13 protein-coding genes are annotated in these 18,782 nt (G+C 46.2%); all 13 read left to right on the top strand.

Features of this window, described 5'->3' with window-relative positions:
• The first annotated feature begins 169 nt into the window (after positions 1–169).
• The 13 genes from MKY73_RS19260 to helD all read left to right on the top strand — a co-directional run bounded on the left by MKY73_RS19260 (position 170) and on the right by helD (position 18,609).
• A complete protein-coding gene (locus MKY73_RS19260; protein ID WP_339303071.1) occupies positions 170–868 on the top strand; it encodes a hypothetical protein in 699 nt (232 codons plus the stop codon).
• Positions 869–1,165: 297 nt separating this feature from the next.
• Complete coding sequence (locus MKY73_RS19255) at positions 1,166–2,920, top strand: sensor histidine kinase (RefSeq protein ID WP_339303070.1); 1,755 nt, start codon at positions 1,166–1,168, stop codon at positions 2,918–2,920.
• A gap of 72 nt (positions 2,921–2,992) precedes the next feature.
• A complete protein-coding gene (locus MKY73_RS19250; RefSeq protein ID WP_339303069.1) occupies positions 2,993–4,621 on the top strand; it encodes a response regulator in 1,629 nt (542 codons plus the stop codon).
• Between the two features lie 123 nt (positions 4,622–4,744).
• Positions 4,745–6,436, top strand: a complete 1,692-nt coding sequence (locus MKY73_RS19245; protein ID WP_339303068.1) for a sugar ABC transporter — start codon at positions 4,745–4,747, stop codon at positions 6,434–6,436.
• A gap of 190 nt (positions 6,437–6,626) precedes the next feature.
• Positions 6,627–7,517, top strand: a complete 891-nt coding sequence (locus MKY73_RS19240) for an ABC transporter permease subunit (protein WP_339303067.1) — start codon at positions 6,627–6,629, stop codon at positions 7,515–7,517.
• A 29-nt stretch (positions 7,518–7,546) separates the two neighbouring features.
• Complete coding sequence (locus MKY73_RS19235; RefSeq protein ID WP_091032085.1) at positions 7,547–8,425, top strand: carbohydrate ABC transporter permease; 879 nt, start codon at positions 7,547–7,549, stop codon at positions 8,423–8,425.
• 32 nt (positions 8,426–8,457) lie between these two features.
• Positions 8,458–9,546: an arabinogalactan endo-1,4-beta-galactosidase gene (locus MKY73_RS19230; protein WP_339303066.1), complete on the top strand. Its 1,089-nt coding sequence runs from the start codon at positions 8,458–8,460 to the stop codon at positions 9,544–9,546.
• Between the two features lie 51 nt (positions 9,547–9,597).
• A complete protein-coding gene (locus MKY73_RS19225) occupies positions 9,598–11,670 on the top strand; it encodes a beta-galactosidase (RefSeq protein WP_339303064.1) in 2,073 nt (690 codons plus the stop codon).
• Positions 11,671–11,873: 203 nt separating this feature from the next.
• A complete protein-coding gene (locus MKY73_RS19220; protein WP_315936401.1) occupies positions 11,874–13,313 on the top strand; it encodes an NAD-dependent malic enzyme in 1,440 nt (479 codons plus the stop codon).
• A gap of 1 nt (position 13,314) precedes the next feature.
• Positions 13,315–13,986 carry an HD domain-containing protein gene (locus MKY73_RS19215; RefSeq protein ID WP_339303063.1) on the top strand — a complete coding sequence of 224 codons (672 nt, stop codon included), beginning with the start codon at positions 13,315–13,317 and terminating at the stop codon, positions 13,984–13,986.
• Between the two features lie 297 nt (positions 13,987–14,283).
• Entirely contained in the window at positions 14,284–15,351 is a 1,068-nt protein-coding gene (locus MKY73_RS19210) for an aromatic acid exporter family protein (RefSeq protein ID WP_339241310.1), read from the top strand.
• A gap of 176 nt (positions 15,352–15,527) precedes the next feature.
• Entirely contained in the window at positions 15,528–15,989 is a 462-nt protein-coding gene (locus MKY73_RS19205) for a pyridoxamine 5'-phosphate oxidase family protein (protein WP_339303062.1), read from the top strand.
• A 244-nt stretch (positions 15,990–16,233) separates the two neighbouring features.
• Positions 16,234–18,609, top strand: coding sequence for an RNA polymerase recycling motor HelD (helD, locus tag MKY73_RS19200; RefSeq protein ID WP_339303061.1), 2,376 nt, complete (start codon positions 16,234–16,236; stop codon positions 18,607–18,609).
• Positions 18,610–18,782: the final 173 nt, after the last annotated feature.

The raw sequence follows: 18,782 nt of genomic DNA, 5'->3' as shown, positions 1-18,782 counted from the left end.
AGTTATGATAAGAGACTTGTATCCTACAAGCTCTTGTCGGTGACAAATCAAAAGGACGTTTTCGGTGAACAACCGAAGACGTTCTTTTATTGTTATTTTTTGACTTGGATTGTTAATCATAATTAGGAAAAATATGATATAATCAGGTGGTTGATTAGGGGGTGTTTGTGTGTCGAGGACCAGACTTGTGTTCTCCGGGGCTTTATTGCTAATTGCGATCATCTTTACATTTAACCATCATCTTGGCTTTTCTGTTGGAGATACAATACTGTCAGCAATAGGTATATCACCGTATACTACATCTTACTTAAGCGGTGTACATATCACACTTTTCCTCGGATTGGGGATCTTCGCCTGTGGCTATTATCTTACTCGCAAAGAGATTGGTCGGTCGTTTCCGGGACTTGCGAAAGGGTTGTGGATTGTTGTTCTCGCTCTTGTTCTCAGTTACTCGTATATGACGGATAAATTCATGTATATAGCCAAGTGGGAGGCTAAAGGCATAGATGCGGTATCCTATCTACAGAATGCAAGCTCGTGTACCTTTAACGTACTGAAAACGGGTGAGACCCGAGCAACCTGCGACCTGACACTCAAAAATTACGGCAGAGATCCCGTATCCGCTGTGTTATTGCCTGATCTCGCACGCAGTTATAAGTTTAAGGACGATCCACTATTGGAAGCCTTGCGGTCTGTACAATTAAGGCCAGTACATATCGAGATTGAACCCCATGGAACGTTTACAGGGGAATTGGAGTTTTATGGGAAAGCGGAATCCCCACTGTACGTCAGCGGGAAACTCATGGATATTGTACTCGATGTAGGTGTGGATGGAGCGAATACGGTGTTTGATTACGATATGCCATAGTTGATATTTTTATAGAAAATAAGAATAATTACATAAACAGATGTGGAATAAGGTTAATCTAGATAGAACGTTCAAAGAGATATACTAAATCAGATTGAGAGCTGGCCCATGGCTGGCTCTTTTTGTGCGTGGAAGTTGCAATTAGTGCTGAAATATTGGTTTTATCTCCTTCCCCCTTCAATTGGTAACGCTTACGCTAGATAATGAATTGGTTTGTCTCAAAAAAATAGTTTGTCTTTACCGCTTACATCATTACAATTAATGTCACGACAAATTAAGACAAGGTGAGATGAAAAGATGTCATATCGGACAAACCTGTTTTCCAAAATGGTCATTCTTATTCTGATTATGCTGATTCCTGTAGTGCTTCTGTACTGGTACTCCAATCACAAAACAACAGCTGTTCTCAGAGATGAGTTGAATCGATCGAATAGTAACCAGCTTGAGTTTTTCCAAAATCAAGTGAACACGCACATCGAACTGTTATCCTCATGGCCGAATCTGCTCATACATGATCCGGATATTGCCAGCTTCCGGCGAATCTATGCGGATAGTAACTACTTTGACCTGGATGCGATCAATCTGGTCAAACGTATTCAGAATAAGCTAAGTATTCAGGAAAGCTCATCCAATTGGGCCACGAAGTTATATCTGTACTCTCCTTCGCTGGGCAGGGTCGTCTCCGAAAGGGATGCACGTTCTTACGATAAACAAGCGCTAAGGGAAAATATCAGTTCCGGCTGGGATGTACGCAAAATTCAGGATGGGGAAGATGATCGGTTTATGTTTAGCTGGATTACGGTATCTCCGTACGGTATTAAAGACCCGGCTAATAATGCGGAAACGATTATTAAACTGGAGTTTGATAGTGACAACATTCGGGATATGCTCGACAAATTCAAGGACGATGGCAGACATGATCCGTTCTACTTCCGGGAAGAGTCGGGGGTTATCTATAATCGGACTTCAGATCGTTCATTAACGAATCAGTTGATGGAAGAACTGTCGGCCCATGAACTTCAGGACGTTGATAATCGTACAGTAGTGATCGGGAACGAGCCCTACATGGTCAATACCGTGAAATCCAGCACAACAGGCTGGTATTTGGTGGATTACATGCCCCTGTCAGATATTCTAAAGCCTATTCATCAATCAAACATGCTCTTCTATTCTTCCATGATTTGTTTATTGTTGATGAGTTTTGGCGTGGCCTACTTGTTATATGTCCAGGTGCAGGTACCAGTGAAACAACTTATTCGCGGTTTCCAACGGTTGAAGCAGGAAGATTATTCGGTGAGGATTAAGCCGAAGGGCCGCAATGAATTCAGTTTCCTGTCTGAACGGTTCAACTTGATGGTGGAGCAGATCCAGCAGTTATTTGAACACGTTTACCTGGAACAGATTCATGTGCGTGAAGCTCGGTTGAAGCAGCTGCAATCGCAGATTAACCCGCACTTCTTCTATAATTGTTTCTCCTTCATTACGAGTATGGCGAAGCTGAAGCGTATGGACGCCGTCGTAGCAATGTCGCATAACCTTTCCCGATATTATCGGTATACGACAAGGCAGGAGCGGGATGTAGTGCCGTTGACAGAGGAAATTGAATTTGTCAGCTGTTATCTGGAGATCCAGCGGATGCGTATGGACCGAATTCATTACAAGCTTGATCTGTCTGATGAGATGTTAAGAGAGGAAGTACCGCCACTGATTGTACAACCACTGGTGGAGAATGCGGTGATTCATGGTATCGAAGCGGACGCGGAAGCCGGAGAAATAAGAGTATCCGGGGAAAAACAGGGCGGTGTCATGGTTCTTGTGGTTGAAGATGATGGGCAAGGCATGACACAGGAGGCACGTATGGCGCTTCTGAATAAGCTTAGGGGAACAATGGATCAGGAGATGGGCTGTGGCCTGTGGAATGTGAATCAGAGACTGCAGCTTCGATATGGGGAGCAGGCAGGGCTTGATATAACGGAATCGGAACTTGGCGGATTACGGGTTACACTGTCGTGGCCTGCTGAACGGGAATTGCTTTTGGAGAACGAAGGATGAGCCTCTGAGATGTCTGGAGCATGATGAATTATTGAATGAATTGCAGAATGAACGAGATAGGGAGTGACTTGCTTGATAGATATACTGCTAGTAGATGATGAAACGTATGTAACAGAAAGTCTGGAACTTACGATCCCCTGGGGAGAGCTTGGAGTAACGACTGTGCTTCGTGCCGCTTCGGGTAAAGAAGCGCTGGAGATTATGGAGGAAAATGCAGTGGATATCGTGGTAACCGATATTCGCATGCCTGGCATGTCGGGACTCGATCTCATTGCAGAGGTAAGCAAACGCTGGTCTCATATCCGCTGTATCTTGCTGACCGGTCACAGTGACTTTGATTACGCCAAGAAAGCCATTCAATTGCAGGCAACGGATTATATCCTGAAACCTGTAAATGATGATGAATTCATGAGCTCTGTGTCCGCAGCCATCACATCTCTTCGCGATGAATGGGATGAATTCGACAAATATCACCGGCTTTTATACAGTCGGAAGTCTGACTATAAAATTTTACGGGAAAATCTGATGCATGATCTGTTGCTGGGACGTGAGATCACGGGGCGGGCACTTCGCGAACAACTGCAACAATATGAGATTCATATTGACCCGGAACAATTGGCTGTGATGATGCTGATTCGTCTCACAGGACGCTTCTCATCAATGGATCAGCAATCTCTGGATCTGATGGATTTTGCGGTAGGTAATATTGCAGAGGAAGTGCTCGGAGAGCAATTCAACGTGTGGTTTGGTCGCGGACCTCATGAGTGTCTGGTTATGTTTTTGCAGAATCAGGGACAGATCGAAGCTCCGCAGATGGACTTGGAGACGTTGAGAACCTCAGCTGAAACTTTCCGTGAGCATGTCATTCGATATCTACAGGGGGATCTGTCCATGGTCGTTACACCATCATTTCCCTTTAACGAATTGACAGCAGCTTATCGAAAAAGCCTGGGTTCCCTTGTCCTTTCGGGACCGGAAGAACACAAGATTATATATATGGACATGGATCAGGCACTCGGCAAAAGATCGGAGAATGATGCGACCCAGGCGCTCGAAGAGTTGTACAGACCGCCTGTACTTCCGCAATTGCTTGAGACCAAGCAATGGGAAGCGGCGGCGCGTAAGTTGAACACGGTCTTTGACGCGGCAGAACAGGTACGATTATCCCGAGAACATGTGTATGAGATGTATCTGTCGGTAACCAATGCATTCATGTATATTGCCCATAAACAGGGCCATCTGGTGCATGAGATTGATCATGCGGGATTCGATCTGCTCCTTGCCCATCAGTTGATTCAATCACCCGAGAAGCTGCGGCGTTGGGCCACCGAGATGCTGGCGAAGCTTCAGGAAGAGTTGTCCGATCAGGAAGGTGTGCAGAGCCGCAGACATGTGATCAAGCAGGTTCAGGAGCTGGTGACAAGTGATACGGGACAGGATCTGTCGGTGAAGATGATTGCGGACAAGGTATATTTGCACCCGGTATACCTATCAAAAATCTACAAGGCAGAGACAGGGGAAGGTCTCGGGGACTACATGATTCGTATGCGCATGGAGCGTGCTCTGTATCTGCTTAAGAATAGCAACAAAAAAATATACGAGATTACGAGTGAACTTGGCTATCAGAATCCGCAATATTTCAGCAAAATGTTCAAAAAACATTATGGTATGACACCCAATGAATTTCGGGATCAGGCATAATTACAACAACATTCCAGAATATAGGTTGGCAAAGGTGCAGAAATCTTGATTTCGTATCATAGGCTCAAAGGCCTGGTCAGCCTATAATGAAAGGGTAACCAAAACGATTTGAGGGGGAACAACATGAGAGCGCAATCAACGAAAAAGAGATTCTTGACGCTTCTCGCTACAACGCTAAGTCTAACTGTCGTTCTTGCAGGATGTTCAGGAGGCAGTGGAGGCGGAGATAGTGCAACACCAGGTACATCTGGAACCCAGAACGAATACAAAGAAAAGTATGATCCGGAAGTAACCATTACAACAGCATGGGGAATCGATCCTGAGCTGAAGTTTAAAAATGGTGAATCCATGGAAAATAACGTGGCTACCAAGTGGGCCAAGGAAAAATTCGGGATTAATATCAGCGCGCTCTGGTCTGTAACAGACACCAACAGTGCGTTTGCAACCAAGCTTCGTCTGGCTATGTCCTCCGGACAGGAAATGCCGGATATCGTGACGATCGGGAGTGCTGACAATCTCGTCGCTCAAGACTTAATCGACTCTGGCATGTACGAAGAAGTCGGTCCACTGTTCGACAAATATGCTTCAGACACATGGAAAAAAGCGATGGAGCAAGATCCTAACGTCTGGAACCAATATAGTCGTGATGGCAAAAGAATGGGTATCCCTGTTCTGGACTACGCATACAACAATGATTACTTGCTCTGGATTCGCCAGGATTGGCTGGACAAGTTGAATCTGAAAGCTCCAAAAACAATCGATGAGCTGGAAACCGTTATGGAAGCATTCAAAAACAATAACCCGGACGGCTTGGCTCCTGAAAAAGTCACTCCGCTCAGCGTTGGTTTCAAAACATCCATGAACACATGGATGGGAGATGTATCCTGGATCTTTGGTGCATATGGCACCTTGCCTCAACAATGGAATCTGGATGCGGATGGCAAGTTGGAGTATGGCTCCATCAATCCAGGCATGAAGCAAGGTCTGACCAAATTGAGCGAATGGCTCAAAAAAGGATATATCCCGCAGGAAGCAGCGCTATGGGATGAGAACAAAACAGCAGAGCCAGCAGTTGCAGGAACGGCAGGTATTATTCCAGGACCTTACTGGATGAGTGGATGGCCACTTCTCGATACAGTGAAAAATGTACCGAGTGCGGTATGGAAACCGATTGAAATTCCTACCGGTCCTGAAGGAAAAGCGATGCGTCACGGAACACAGTTCGTTAATGGTGTTACATTGATCAAAAAAGATATGGCACACCCAGAAGCATTCTTTACGTACCAGAACTACCTGTTCGACAATTATGCAGATCCGGCACCAGGCAGCCCTTATGATAACGGTCTTTTTGCAGGCTATGACTACCAATTGGATGCAAATGGAAAACAAATGCCGATTGACCAGATCGAAGGCGGATACGTAAACGTAGTACGTTATTTGCTTGTTCGCGACGGTGCTCGTATTCCAGATGCCCAGATGAAAGCACTTCTGAACTTGGCGGATGGCAAAGAGCCTGAAACGAAGCTTGAGAAAGATGTTGCTGTCAATTACGGTAAGGAAACTCCTGCCGCAGCGAAAGTGTTGCTGAGCCAAGAAGAAATTTCCTTCAAGAACATGTTCACAGGTCCAACAACGCAGACGATGAAATCCAAATTGGATTATTTGAACAAAATCGAGAATCAAGCATTTAACGAAATTATCTATGGCAAAAATCCGGCTGATGCGTTTGATACATTTGTACAAACGTGGAAATCCGGTGGTGGAGATCAAATCACACAAGAGGTCAATGCGTGGTATGACGGTGTGAAAAAATAGTGTTAAGCAGCGCCCAGACGGTTAACGTCTGGGTGTTTTTTTATGTTTATTCAGGCTGAGGCAAAGTGGTTGAATTTGTGCCATTTATATTGCTTTTATGTGCTGTTTGGACCCTGTAAAAGGTTGATATAATCGCATTATAAGCCACTCAGGGAGTACTTGAGTAGGAAGAAATACAGGGGGAGCAATCATGAGAACTTTGAAACGTACTTGGCCATTCCACGTAATGCTGCTGCCAGCGATCGTCTTTCTGATCATCTTCAGTTATGTGCCTATGGGCGGGATCATTATGGCATTCCAGAACTACAAGCCATGGCTTGGAATTAGCGGTTCTGAATGGGTCGGGCTGGACAACTTTAGATATTTGTTTGAACGTGAAGACAGCTTACAGGTTATCTGGAACACATTGATTATTGCTGTGCTTAAACTGATTTTCAATTTATTTGTTCCATTTGTTTTTGCCATTCTTTTGAATGAGGTTCGCAAGATGGCTATACAGCGAACGATTCAAACGCTTGTCTATTTACCTCACTTCTTGTCCTGGGTCATTCTGGGCGGGATTTTGATAGATCTGTTGTCAACAGGCGGCTTGGTTAACCGGGTTCTGGGGACCTTTGGACTCGGGCCGTACTTCTTCTTGGGAGACAACAGCTGGTTCCGATCTACGGTCATTCTGACAGATGTGTGGAAGGAATTTGGCTATAACATGATTGTTTTTCTGGCTGCCCTTGCCGGAATTAATCCAGCATTGTACGAAGCAGCGGAGATTGACGGAGCAGGACGCTGGAAACAGACACTGCACATTACCATTCCTTCGCTTGTACCGATGCTGATGGTTGTGGGAACACTGGCACTTGGTAACGTTCTGAATGCCGGATTTGACCAGATTTTCAACCTGTACAACCCGCTCGTATATCAAACGGGTGACATCATAGATACCTTCGTATATCGTTCTGCAATGCAAAACGGTGAGATGGGCTTCGCAACAGCGATCGGATTATTCAAATCGGTCATTAGCATGATCCTGATTCTTGTATCTTACAGCTTAGCCAAAAAATACGCTGGATACCGCATATTCTAATCGAATGAACAGAGAAAGAAGGGACCACGATGTATCATAAATCCTTGCCTTATCGCGTGTTTAATATAGTCAATACCTGCTTTCTGATTCTGATTGCCATCATGTGTATCATACCGATGGTTCACGTACTCGCAGTATCCTTTAGTACAAAGGCTGCTGCCGATGCAAATCTGGTCAATCTCTGGCCCGTAGGATTCTCCCTTGAGGCATACAAAAAGACGATGAACAATCCAATTTTCTTGAACTCGCTCTGGATCTCACTTCTACGTACAGTGATCGGTACAGCTATCACCTTGCTGATTACGTTCCTGGCGGCGTATCCGTTGTCCAAAGAGAATAGTGAGTTCAAAGGCAGAACGATTTACTCCTGGATTTTCGTATTCAGCATGATTTTCAACGGGGGATTGGTGCCATTCTACATGGTTATCCAGAAGATCGGATTGATGGATTCCTTCTGGGTACTGGTACTGCCGGGGGCGGTTAACACCTTCCTTGTCATCCTGATGCTGAACTTCTTCCGCGGTATTCCAAAAGAGCTGGAGGAAGCGGCGCTGATGGATGGAGCTAACCACTTCAGAACATTGTTCAGTATCTTCCTTCCCATTTCGATGCCGTCCATTGCAACCATTGCATTGTTCAGTATGGTGTTCCACTGGAATTCCTGGTTTGATGGATTGCTCTACATGAATAACGCGAAGGATTACCCACTTGCTACCTTTATGCAAACGGTCATTATTGGACGTGATATGAGTAGCATGAGCATGAATCCAAAAGAAATGGAAGCTCTCTCTCAAACGACGGTAAGAGCAGCTCAGATCTTCATCGGAAGTGCACCAATCTTGATTGTGTATCCTTTCCTGCAACGTTTCTTTGTCAAAGGTATGACGTTGGGCTCAGTTAAAGGCTGAGCCTGTACCCCAAATTAATGGAGGTTGATACAGTGAGCAATTTGACGGAAAAGACATTCGTTCTGGGAATGGATGTGTCTTTTATGGATGAGATCGAACAGCATGGCGGGAGTTACAGTGATGTGGATGGCAAGGAACAAGACTTGCTGTCCATCCTGAAGTTCAATGACACGAACGCGATACGACTTCGAATCTGGAATGATCCTGTTGGTGGGTTCTGCAATCTGGAGCGGACGGTGGAGATAGCCAAACGGATCAAGAAACAGGGCTTGAAATTTTTGCTTGATTTCCATTACTCTGATCGCTGGGCTGATCCAGCCAACCAATGGAAGCCAAAAGCATGGGAGAATCTGTCCTATGAAGAGCTGCAACGTGCGGTATGCATGTATACGGCTGATGTTCTGAGAACGTTGAAGGAACACGATGCGCTTCCAGACATGGTGCAGGTCGGTAACGAGATTACGCCAGGCATGTTATGGGATGAGGGGCGTGTCGGTGGAGAAGAGCATGATACGGATGAACAGTGGGAGCGTTTTGCAGGCCTTGTAAAGTACGGAATTGCTGCAGTCAAATCCGTTGACCCGGATATACAGATCATGATACATATTGATCGTGGTGGAGATAACGCCGAGAGCCGCAAGTTTTATGATCGCTTTGAAGCGCTGGGTGTGGAGTTCGATATCATTGGTCTCTCGTATTACCCTTGGTGGCATGGCACGCTTGATGCGTTACGTGATAATCTTCATGATCTGGCTGAGCGTTATGGCAAGCCGATCAATGTCGTTGAAACCGCTTATCCATGGACGCTGGAGCAGCCGGAAGGCATTGAATGGATTTTGAATCAGGAAGAATTGTTGTTGCCAGGGTACCCTGCAAGTGTAGAGGGACAGACCCGATATCTGAAGGATCTGTTGCAGATTATTCGCGAAGTTCCTGGTGGTTTGGGGCACGGATTCTATTATTGGGAACCTGCCTGGATACCGAGTAAAGAAGAATGGTCCGTCGGACATCCGAATAACTGGGGCAACCTCACCATGTTTGATTTTAAAGGTCGGAAGTTGGAATCGTTTACAGCACTCGCTACTATTACAGAAGAATCTGATGTTGTGACATACGTGTAATATCGTTGTATTCAATAAAAATTGTAATTCAAAAGCAAGGGAGATGTCCTTATGACATACAAATATGCACCTGTAAGTTCCAAAGCCCCATACATGTTGCATGGCGCAGACTATAACCCGGAGCAATGGCTCCGCTACCCTGAAGTTCTGGAAGAAGATATTCGCTTGATGAAGCTTGCCAAGTGTAACGTGATGTCCATTGGTATCTTCTCATGGGTATCCCTTGAGCCGGAAGAGGGCGTATACACATTTGAATGGCTGGATCAGGTGTTGGATCGTTTTGCAGCAAACGGTATCTATGCGTTCCTGGCTACACCAAGTGGTGCCAGACCTGCCTGGATGTCCGCAAAGTACCCGGAAGTGCTCCGCGTATCCGAGAATCGTGTCCGGAATCTGCATGGTTTCCGTCACAACCATTGTTATACTTCCCCGGTATATCGTGAGAAGGTTACTGCGATCAATACAAGGCTGGCAGAACGTTATTCGGATCATCCGGCTGTAATCGGCTGGCATATCTCGAACGAGTTCGGCGGAGACTGTCATTGTGATTATTGCCAGGAAGCGTTCCGTGGTTGGGTTCAGAAGAAGTATCAAACCCTTGATGAACTGAACCATTCGTGGTGGACCACATTCTGGAGCCATACGGTTACAGACTGGAGTCAAGTGGAATCTCCAGCTCCACACGGTGAGACACAGGTACATGCGATGAATCTGGATTGGCGCCGTTTCGTTACGGATCAGACAGCTGATTTTATTGTGCATGAAACGAAACCATTGAAAGCTAAGAATCCCGATCTGCCAGTCACAACCAACCTGATGGAATTCTATGGCGGTCTGAACTATTGGAAGTTCGCCGATATTCTGGATTTCCTCTCTTGGGACAGTTATCCGACTTGGCATGACGCAGATGACGACGCGAAACAGGCGTCCCGTATCGCCATGATGCATGACATCGTTCGTTCCATCAAAGGCGGTCAGCCGTTCTTGCTGATGGAGAGTACGCCAAGTTCGACGAATTGGCAAGACGTCAGCAAGCTGAAAAAACCGGGCATGCATCTGCTTTCTTCTCTCCAGGCTGTAGCACACGGTTCTGATAGTGTTCAGTACTTCCAGTGGAGAAAGAGTCGTGGGTCCAGTGAGAAACTTCATGGTGCGGTGGTAGACCACGTAGGAACGGAACACACACGTGTATTTCAAGATGTCACCGACGTAGGAACGGCGCTTGAAGGCATGGAAGCCATTGTAGGAACAGCGGTTCCAGCAGAAGTTGCAATCATATTCGATTGGGAAAACCGCTGGGCTGTTAATGATTCACAGGGTCCGCGCAATATCGGTGTGAAGTATGAACAGACCGTGGAGGAGCATTACGAAGCATTTTGGAAAAAAGGAGTCGCTGTAGACGTTATCGATATGGATGCAGATCTGTCCAAGTACAAGCTGCTGATTGCTCCAATGCTCTATCTGGTACGTGAAGGTGTTGGCGAACGCATTGAGAAGTTTGTAGAACAAGGCGGTACGTTTGTAGCCACTTACTGGTCTGGTATTGTAAACGAAAATGATCTGTGTTTCCTGGGTGGATTCCCAGGCCCACTGCGTAAGACACTTGGCATCTGGTCCGAGGAAATTGACGGATTGCATGATCGTGATCTGAACGGAATTATCCCCGAGCAGGGTAACGAGCTTCAGCTCAATACGGCGTATGATGCCATTGAACTATGTGATCTGATTCATCTGGAAGGCGCGCAGTCTCTGGCTACGTACCGTTCTGACTTCTATGCCGGACGCCCGGCATTGACGGTTAACCAGTTGGGTTCAGGAAAAGCATATTACGTAGCGACACGTCTGAAAGCACCATTCTATGATGATTTCTACGCAAAACTAATTGCTGACCTTAACATTGAGCGTGGACTTGAAACAGAGCTGCCTGCCGGAACAACGGCACATACGCGTACAGATGGTACAGCTGATTATGTGTTTGTGCAGAACTACACACCAGATGAGAAGCGGGTTGAATTGGACGGACAGTCCTACACGGATCTGCTCAGTGGTGATGCTGTGGAATCAAGTCTTAGCTTGAATCCATATGACATTTGTGTCCTGCGCAGACCGGCTGACCGGAAATAATAGGTTCATCCTTACTTTATAAAGATTTAAGATACTAAAAAAGTGCCCTGAACGCCTGACATTGGTGTTTAGGGCATCTTTTTATTTTAAGTATTTGGCTGTTGAACCACTTTTTCTGGACAAGATAAAGGATAAACGTGTCCGCGCAGCGAAGACAAACAGGTAACTTGTAACTCAAGACTTTCAGTCTGGGAGGAATGGAAATGAATCAAAGAAATCTGGATGGTAACAGCATTATTATTCGACTGGAAATGACAACGAAGGATATCAAGTTTGGCGAAGTGGCTTCGGCCATCTCGGAAGCTGGGGGAGACATCATTGCCATCGACGTGATTTCTACCAATCAGGATGTAAGCGTTCGCGACTTGACAGTCGCCGTTACAGATGCACAAGATAACAGTAAAATTATAGAAGGGGTGCGCCAGCTTAAAGGTGTGTCCATTATTAACGTATCAGATCGGACGTTCCTGCTTCATCTGGGCGGTAAGATCGAAGTAACACCAAAAACACCGATTCACAACCGGGAAGATCTGTCACGTGTGTACACTCCGGATGTGGCTCGTGTATGTTCAGCCATTTCAGAAGAGCCTGGCAAAGCCTTCTCTTTAACAATTAAACGGAATACCGTGGCCGTCATATCGGATGGCAGTGCCGTGCTTGGACTTGGTAATATCGGTCCTCGTGCAGCGATGCCTGTCATGGAAGGTAAAGCAATGTTATTCAAACAATTTGCAGGTGTGGATGCCTTCCCAATCTGCCTGGACACACAGGACACCGAGGAAATCATACGTACTGTGAAAGCGATATCACCTGGCTTTGGCGGCATTAATCTGGAGGATATCTCATCACCTCGCTGTTTCGAGATTGAACGTCGTCTGAATGAAGAATTGGATATTCCGGTATTTCATGATGACCAGCATGGCACAGCAGTTGTGTTATATGCCGGTCTGATCAATGCGCTCAAACTGGTTGGCAAGTCCATTGAAGATGTGAAAATCGTGGTCTGTGGTATTGGTGCAGCAGGTGTAGCATGCAGCAACATATTATTGTCTGCGGGAGCCAGCCGGCTTATAGGTGTCGATCGTGAGGGGGCAATTGTACGGACACAAACTTATGAGAATGAAGTCTGGAGTGATTATGCAGCTCGTACAAACCCCGAACTGGAGACTGGCTCTTTGCGTGATGTTATTCGCGGAGCCGATGTGTTCATTGGCCTGTCCCGCGGCAATCTGTTGACTCGCGAAGATGTGCAGACCATGGCAGAAGATCCAATCGTGTTTGCAATGGCAAATCCGGTACCTGAGATTATGCCTGCCTTGGTGGAAGACATTGTAGCGGTAATGGCAACGGGACGATCCGATTATCCGAATCAGATCAACAACGTGTTATGTTTCCCAGGCATCTTCAGGGCAGTTCTGGATTGCCGTGCCACCGAAATTAACGAAGAAATGAAGCTGGCAGCTGCTCAAGCGATTGCCTCAGCCATTACGGACGAAGAACGTACACGTTATTATATTATTCCGAGTGTGTTCAATGATAAAGTGGTCAAATCGATGCGCAGTCGCGTAATTGAAGCCGCTGTTAAAACGGGTGTCGCACGACGTATTCCTCGTGAACAGGCCCGTGAAGGCGGGGAATCGTAAGATGTCAGAAATAGATGGAATAACAGCAGGAGAGGCTGTTCTGCAAGCCGCCCGATCTTTTGTTCAAGGTGATTCATCCAAGCATAGTGATGGTCATGACTGGCCACACATCGAACGGGTGACTGCACTTGCGGTCGAACTTGCTCATCGTATGGGTGCAGATCCATATGTCTGCGAACTGGCGGCATTATTACATGATGTACCGGATGAAAAGCTGAATGAGAGCTTGGAAGCCGGAATGGCGAAATTGAATGAATGGCTGGATACCCAGCCTCTTGACCCGGATATACGTAATAAGGTTGTGGGTATTATTAGCACCATCTCATATGCGGGAGGCCAGCGTCCTGCGGTCAATTCGCTTGAAGCACAGGTTGTGCAGGATGCGGATCGTCTGGATGCGCTGGGTGCGATTGGGATCGCACGCACCTTTGCCTTTTCAGGAGCGAGAGGACGCGAAATGTATGATCCGTCCCTTCCCCCACGGGAGCAGATGACCCGTGAGGAATATCGCAACGGGCGCAGCACAACGATTAATCATTTTTACGAAAAGCTGTTCAAGCTCAAGGATCTGATGAATACCACTTATGGCAAGGAGCTGGCCAAGCAGCGTCATGATTATATGGTGCAGTTCGTGGATCAGTTCAAAAGAGAGTGGGCGGGCACAGACCGTTAGGCAGGCATCATAAGCATGAGTATTCCTTAGAGATAATATAAACTTAGGCGAATCTTCGAATTGGTGAAAATCCATTTTGAGGATTTGCTTCTTTTTAGGTTAATAATGTGTATTAACATACATAAATGAATCCATTTCATAGTACCTCTGACTTATGACATGGCAACGGAAGGTCTTCCATGGTACAATAAATCGTTCTCCTGAATGTATTCAGGCAAAAAAAGAAATATGGGGTAATAATGAACATGATTATCAAATGTAAAATTTCAGGTTCGGTAAAGAGGAGGGGTCACCACCATGTCATTTGGTGCTCGTGTACTTAAGACGGGAATTGCGGTCACGCTTGCCTTGTACCTTAGCAGCCTGTTTTTGAACCCGCAATCTCCCGTGCCTGCCGCAATCGCAGCTATATTCGCGATGCAGCCTTCCATCTATCGCTCCTGGAAATACTTTCTGGATCAGCTGCAAACGACCACACTTGGAGCTATTGTGGCCCTGGTTGGCGGCATGGTATTGTCCAATGAGCCAATCGCTGTTGGATTAATTATTGTACTTGTCATCATGATTTGTCTTAAATTGAATATGGGTGAGACGGTTGGATTGACACTGGTCACGGTTGTATCCATTATGGAAGCTTCGGGTGACTGGCATTTTGCACTCAATCGTTTTCTGTTGACACTGGTTGGTATTGTATCGGCGTTTCTCATCAACATTACGGTATTTCCTCCGAAACCGAAGATTCAGTTCGTGAAGCAGATCCAGAGTGTGTTCAGCGGTATGTCGTTGCTTCTGCGAACCTCAATCTCGGATGAAATCAAGGAAGTTGTATTCCGGGAGGAGAAAAGCAACCTGGGCGGTTCCATTAAGTCTTTGTCTGACAAGTATAACTTGTTCGAAGAGGAACAGAAAAAGATGAAACGTTCGAAATTCAGCGAAACCCGGCAGATGGTAGTCTACAAGCAAATGCTGCTGAGTCTGCAAAAAGGCTATGAGGTGCTGGATTCGGTTGAACGTCACTATTTCCAGGCACCACGGTCAACAGCGATGGATCAGTTTTTTGATTCTCATCTGGAACTTGTGATTAAATTCCATGAGCATGCATTGCTCAAGTTCGAGGATAAGCTGAAACCGAACGGAGAAGAGGCCGCACAGTTTGTATTGGACAATGACCGTTTCATGGAGCAGGCGATCACCCAGTTTGATATCGACAAGGAAGGCATGTTACGACTGTCGATCGTGGCTGCTGCGATTTATGATTACGGATATCAGTTGGAACGTCTGAATCGACTTGCCGAGCATGTGCATAGCTCCAGTGAAGACAAAGAATCACAGGACAAAATTTTAAATTGGCTTAAGTGGCCTTAGGCATGATTCGAAATCAAAATTAGACTTTTTGAACAACCTCTAAGTGCGAATTGCGTATCTGCTTCGTGATCAGATACAATGGAACTACAACATTGCCCGGACAATCGTGTCCGGGTTGTTTTGTCGTACATACAGCTGAATGGCATGAATGAAATTTAACGAACTGAGGGATAGACATGATTATAGAGGAATTGGACGCTGAACTAATGAAGTGGTTGAGTGGGACGAATCTGGAGCATAAACAACATGAAGCGATGCAACTGCTGACCGTATCCGAGGATCAGTGGCCGCATCAGGCGATGATTAGTATGGGGGAAGTGATTGCGATAAGTCCCCGTCAGCTTAGACTTGCTCTGTGGCAAGGTACACAGACCAGTATGAACATGTGCAAAACAGGCAAGGCTACCTTGATTGCGGTTCAAGGACAACGATTGCTGCATATTCGTATGAAAGTAGAGTTGTTGCCTGAGATTAAGGGGGCTGTTCATCCGAGAGATCGTTTTGAAGCACAGGTGCTCCAGGTACGTATGGATCATGCGCCATATGCGGAGATTACTTCAGGAATAACCTTTCAATTAAAAGATGAACTTGGAGCAATTACACGTTGGCAAGAGACGATTGAGGAATTACAGAAGTAGGCATAAACAGTTTGATCAGTTGAGGACCCAGTGATTGGGTAATAATGAAGATGAAAACAACAAAAAACGCCTCCGCTTGCATCGGGACGTTGTCACTGGTACAATAAAAAATGGTTTTCAGAAAATTAGAACTAATTAACATATAATTAAAATGTTTACTTTCTAATAATTATACCATTGCCTTTTCGGGCTTGTCAAATGGGATTTTGAGGACACAATCCGGGGAAAGAGGGGCTATTAACATATGAGTACAGAGCAGCAATGGAGCGAAGAGCAGCAACGGGTCAACATGGTGACCGATCAGATTGAACGCAAGATCACAACGTTAGAAGATGAAGTCGGTTCCTTCCGTGATGAAGTGGTTGGCATGAGAAAAGATTTCTGGGACGAAGTTACGATGAACTTCAGTGAAGCGGATGATGTCGGGGAGACTTCAACCAGCATGCGGCAGCAGTCACAGGTATTGTCCGATCGGGAGCGCAGTCATCTCAACACAGCGGCGGCGTTGGATAAAATGAAACGACTGCATCATTCACCGTACTTTGGCCGGATCGATTTCAAGGAAGATGGATACCCGAATGCGGAACGCATCTATCTGGGGATTGCATCGTTATTAGACGAGAAAGAGGAATCCTTTCTCGTATACGACTGGCGTGCACCGATCTCCAACCTCTATTATGACGGAGCACCGGGCCCGATTAAGTATCATACACCAAGCGGGGAGATCAGCGGTGATATAGAAATGAAGCGGCAGTTTGTCATTCGGGACGGACGTATTCGCTTCATGTTTGACACGGGAGTTACGATTGGTGATGAGTTGTTACAGGCTGTGCTTAGTCGAACTTCGGATGCACAGATGAAGAGTATTGTAGCGACTATTCAGAAGGAGCAGAACCGGATTATTCGTAATGACCGGACACGTATGCTCATTGTGCAAGGCGCAGCCGGCAGTGGCAAAACATCCGCCGCGCTCCAGCGTGTGGCCTATCTTCTCTATAAGTATCGCGAGCATCTGCAAGCGGATCAGATGGTTCTTTTTTCACCAAACCCGATGTTCAACAGTTATGTCTCCACGGTACTGCCTGAGCTTGGGGAGGAAAACATGCTGCAAACGACCTTCCAGGAGTATCTGGAGCGCCGTTTGGGTCGTGAATATCAATTGGAAGATCCGTTTATTCAGCTCGAATATGTACTTACGGGAACAGAAGATCCCGATTATGATGTTCGCATGTCCAGCATTCGGTTCAAATCCTCGGAATCTTTCCTGAAAGTCATTACGCGTTATAAGGAGAGCATGCTGTCAGGTGGCATGAAATTCAAGCCGGTTCGCTTCCAGGGCCGAGCAATTGTTACGTCAGAGGCTATGGCTGAGAAATTCTACAGTTTCGAGTCATCCGTTAAGCTGGTGAGCCGACTGGAGATGTTGCGGGACTGGATGCTGAAAGAACTGTCTGCCTTTGGTAAAGGTGAACTGGATGCGCCTTGGGTCGATCAGCAGCTTGATCTGATGGAGCCGGAGGATCTGCAACGTGCATACCAACGGTTAAAGCGTAAGCAAAAAGGAAAGACCCATACGTTTAATGACTTCGAGCAAGAAAGAGAAATTCTGGCACGTATGGTGGTCAGTGACCGACTCAAGCCGTTACGGAAATGGATCAAGTCATTGCGGTTCGTCGATATAAGACAATTATATGCACATCTGTTCAACGATGAGGGTCAGATGGTACGACTGCTTGGTGACGAAGCGCTACCTGCTCAATGGGATGAAATCTGTAAGATGACTTTACGCAGATTGAAGCTTCAGGAACTGGCATATGAAGATATTACGCCATACTTGTATCTGCGTGAGTTGATGCTAGGATTCCATATTAACTCCAATATCCGTCATGTCATTATTGATGAAGCCCAGGATTATTCTGCGTTTCAGTTGGCATTTATGAAGAGGTTGTTCCCGCGTGCGAAAATAACAGCACTCGGTGACTTTAATCAGGCAATCTATGCCCACTCCTCCGTGCTTAGTGGAACTGGACCTTTGACTAATCTGTACGGTCCAGACAATACGGAAGTGATTGAGCTGACCAGGAGCTATCGATCTACCCGGGAGATCGTGGAGTTTACCCGTGGCATGGTGCCTGGTGGGGAAGAGATCATTCCATTTAACCGTAGCGGCGAGAAGCCTAAAGTTATCGTTTCTTCTGATGCCGAGCGGCATATGAACGTTATCACGACAGACCTTCAGCACTTGATCAAAGAAGGGTATGAATCAGTCGCAGTTATCTGCAAGACCGCCGAAGAGAGTAGAGACGTACATGCTGCATTGAGTAAGGTGCTTCCCACAGCACCGAAGTTAATTAAGAAAACGACGCTGGCTTTTGAACAGGGTGTTCATGTCATTCCTGCGTATCTGGCCAAAGGAGTGGAATTTGATGCTGTCTTGATCTATGATGGCTCTGCGGAGCAGTACGCCCATGAGCATGAACGCAAATTGTTCTACACGGCTTGTACGCGAGCGATGCATCTGCTGCACGTTTACTGCGTGGGCAGACCGAGTCCTTTCATTACCTCGCAGTCGGAAGAATGGTATGATCTTGGCAAGGTGTCTGCTGCGCAAGTGGACTGACATATCAGATTCATGTGCATGAAGAAGGCTTCCGTTCAGTGGAACGGGAGTCTTTCTGTATATGATACATATATCGGGAAGAAGCTAACTTCACGAAGGACTTATACATGATGAGATTCCAGCCATATAGGTGATCGTATGGAATGAAAATACCTAACGTGATCTCGTAAGGA

The sequence above is a fragment of the Paenibacillus sp. FSL R5-0519 genome, from assembly GCF_037974275.1.
Taxonomy (GTDB): domain Bacteria; phylum Bacillota; class Bacilli; order Paenibacillales; family Paenibacillaceae; genus Paenibacillus.
This window is presented reverse-complemented; position numbering and strand designations above follow the sequence as displayed.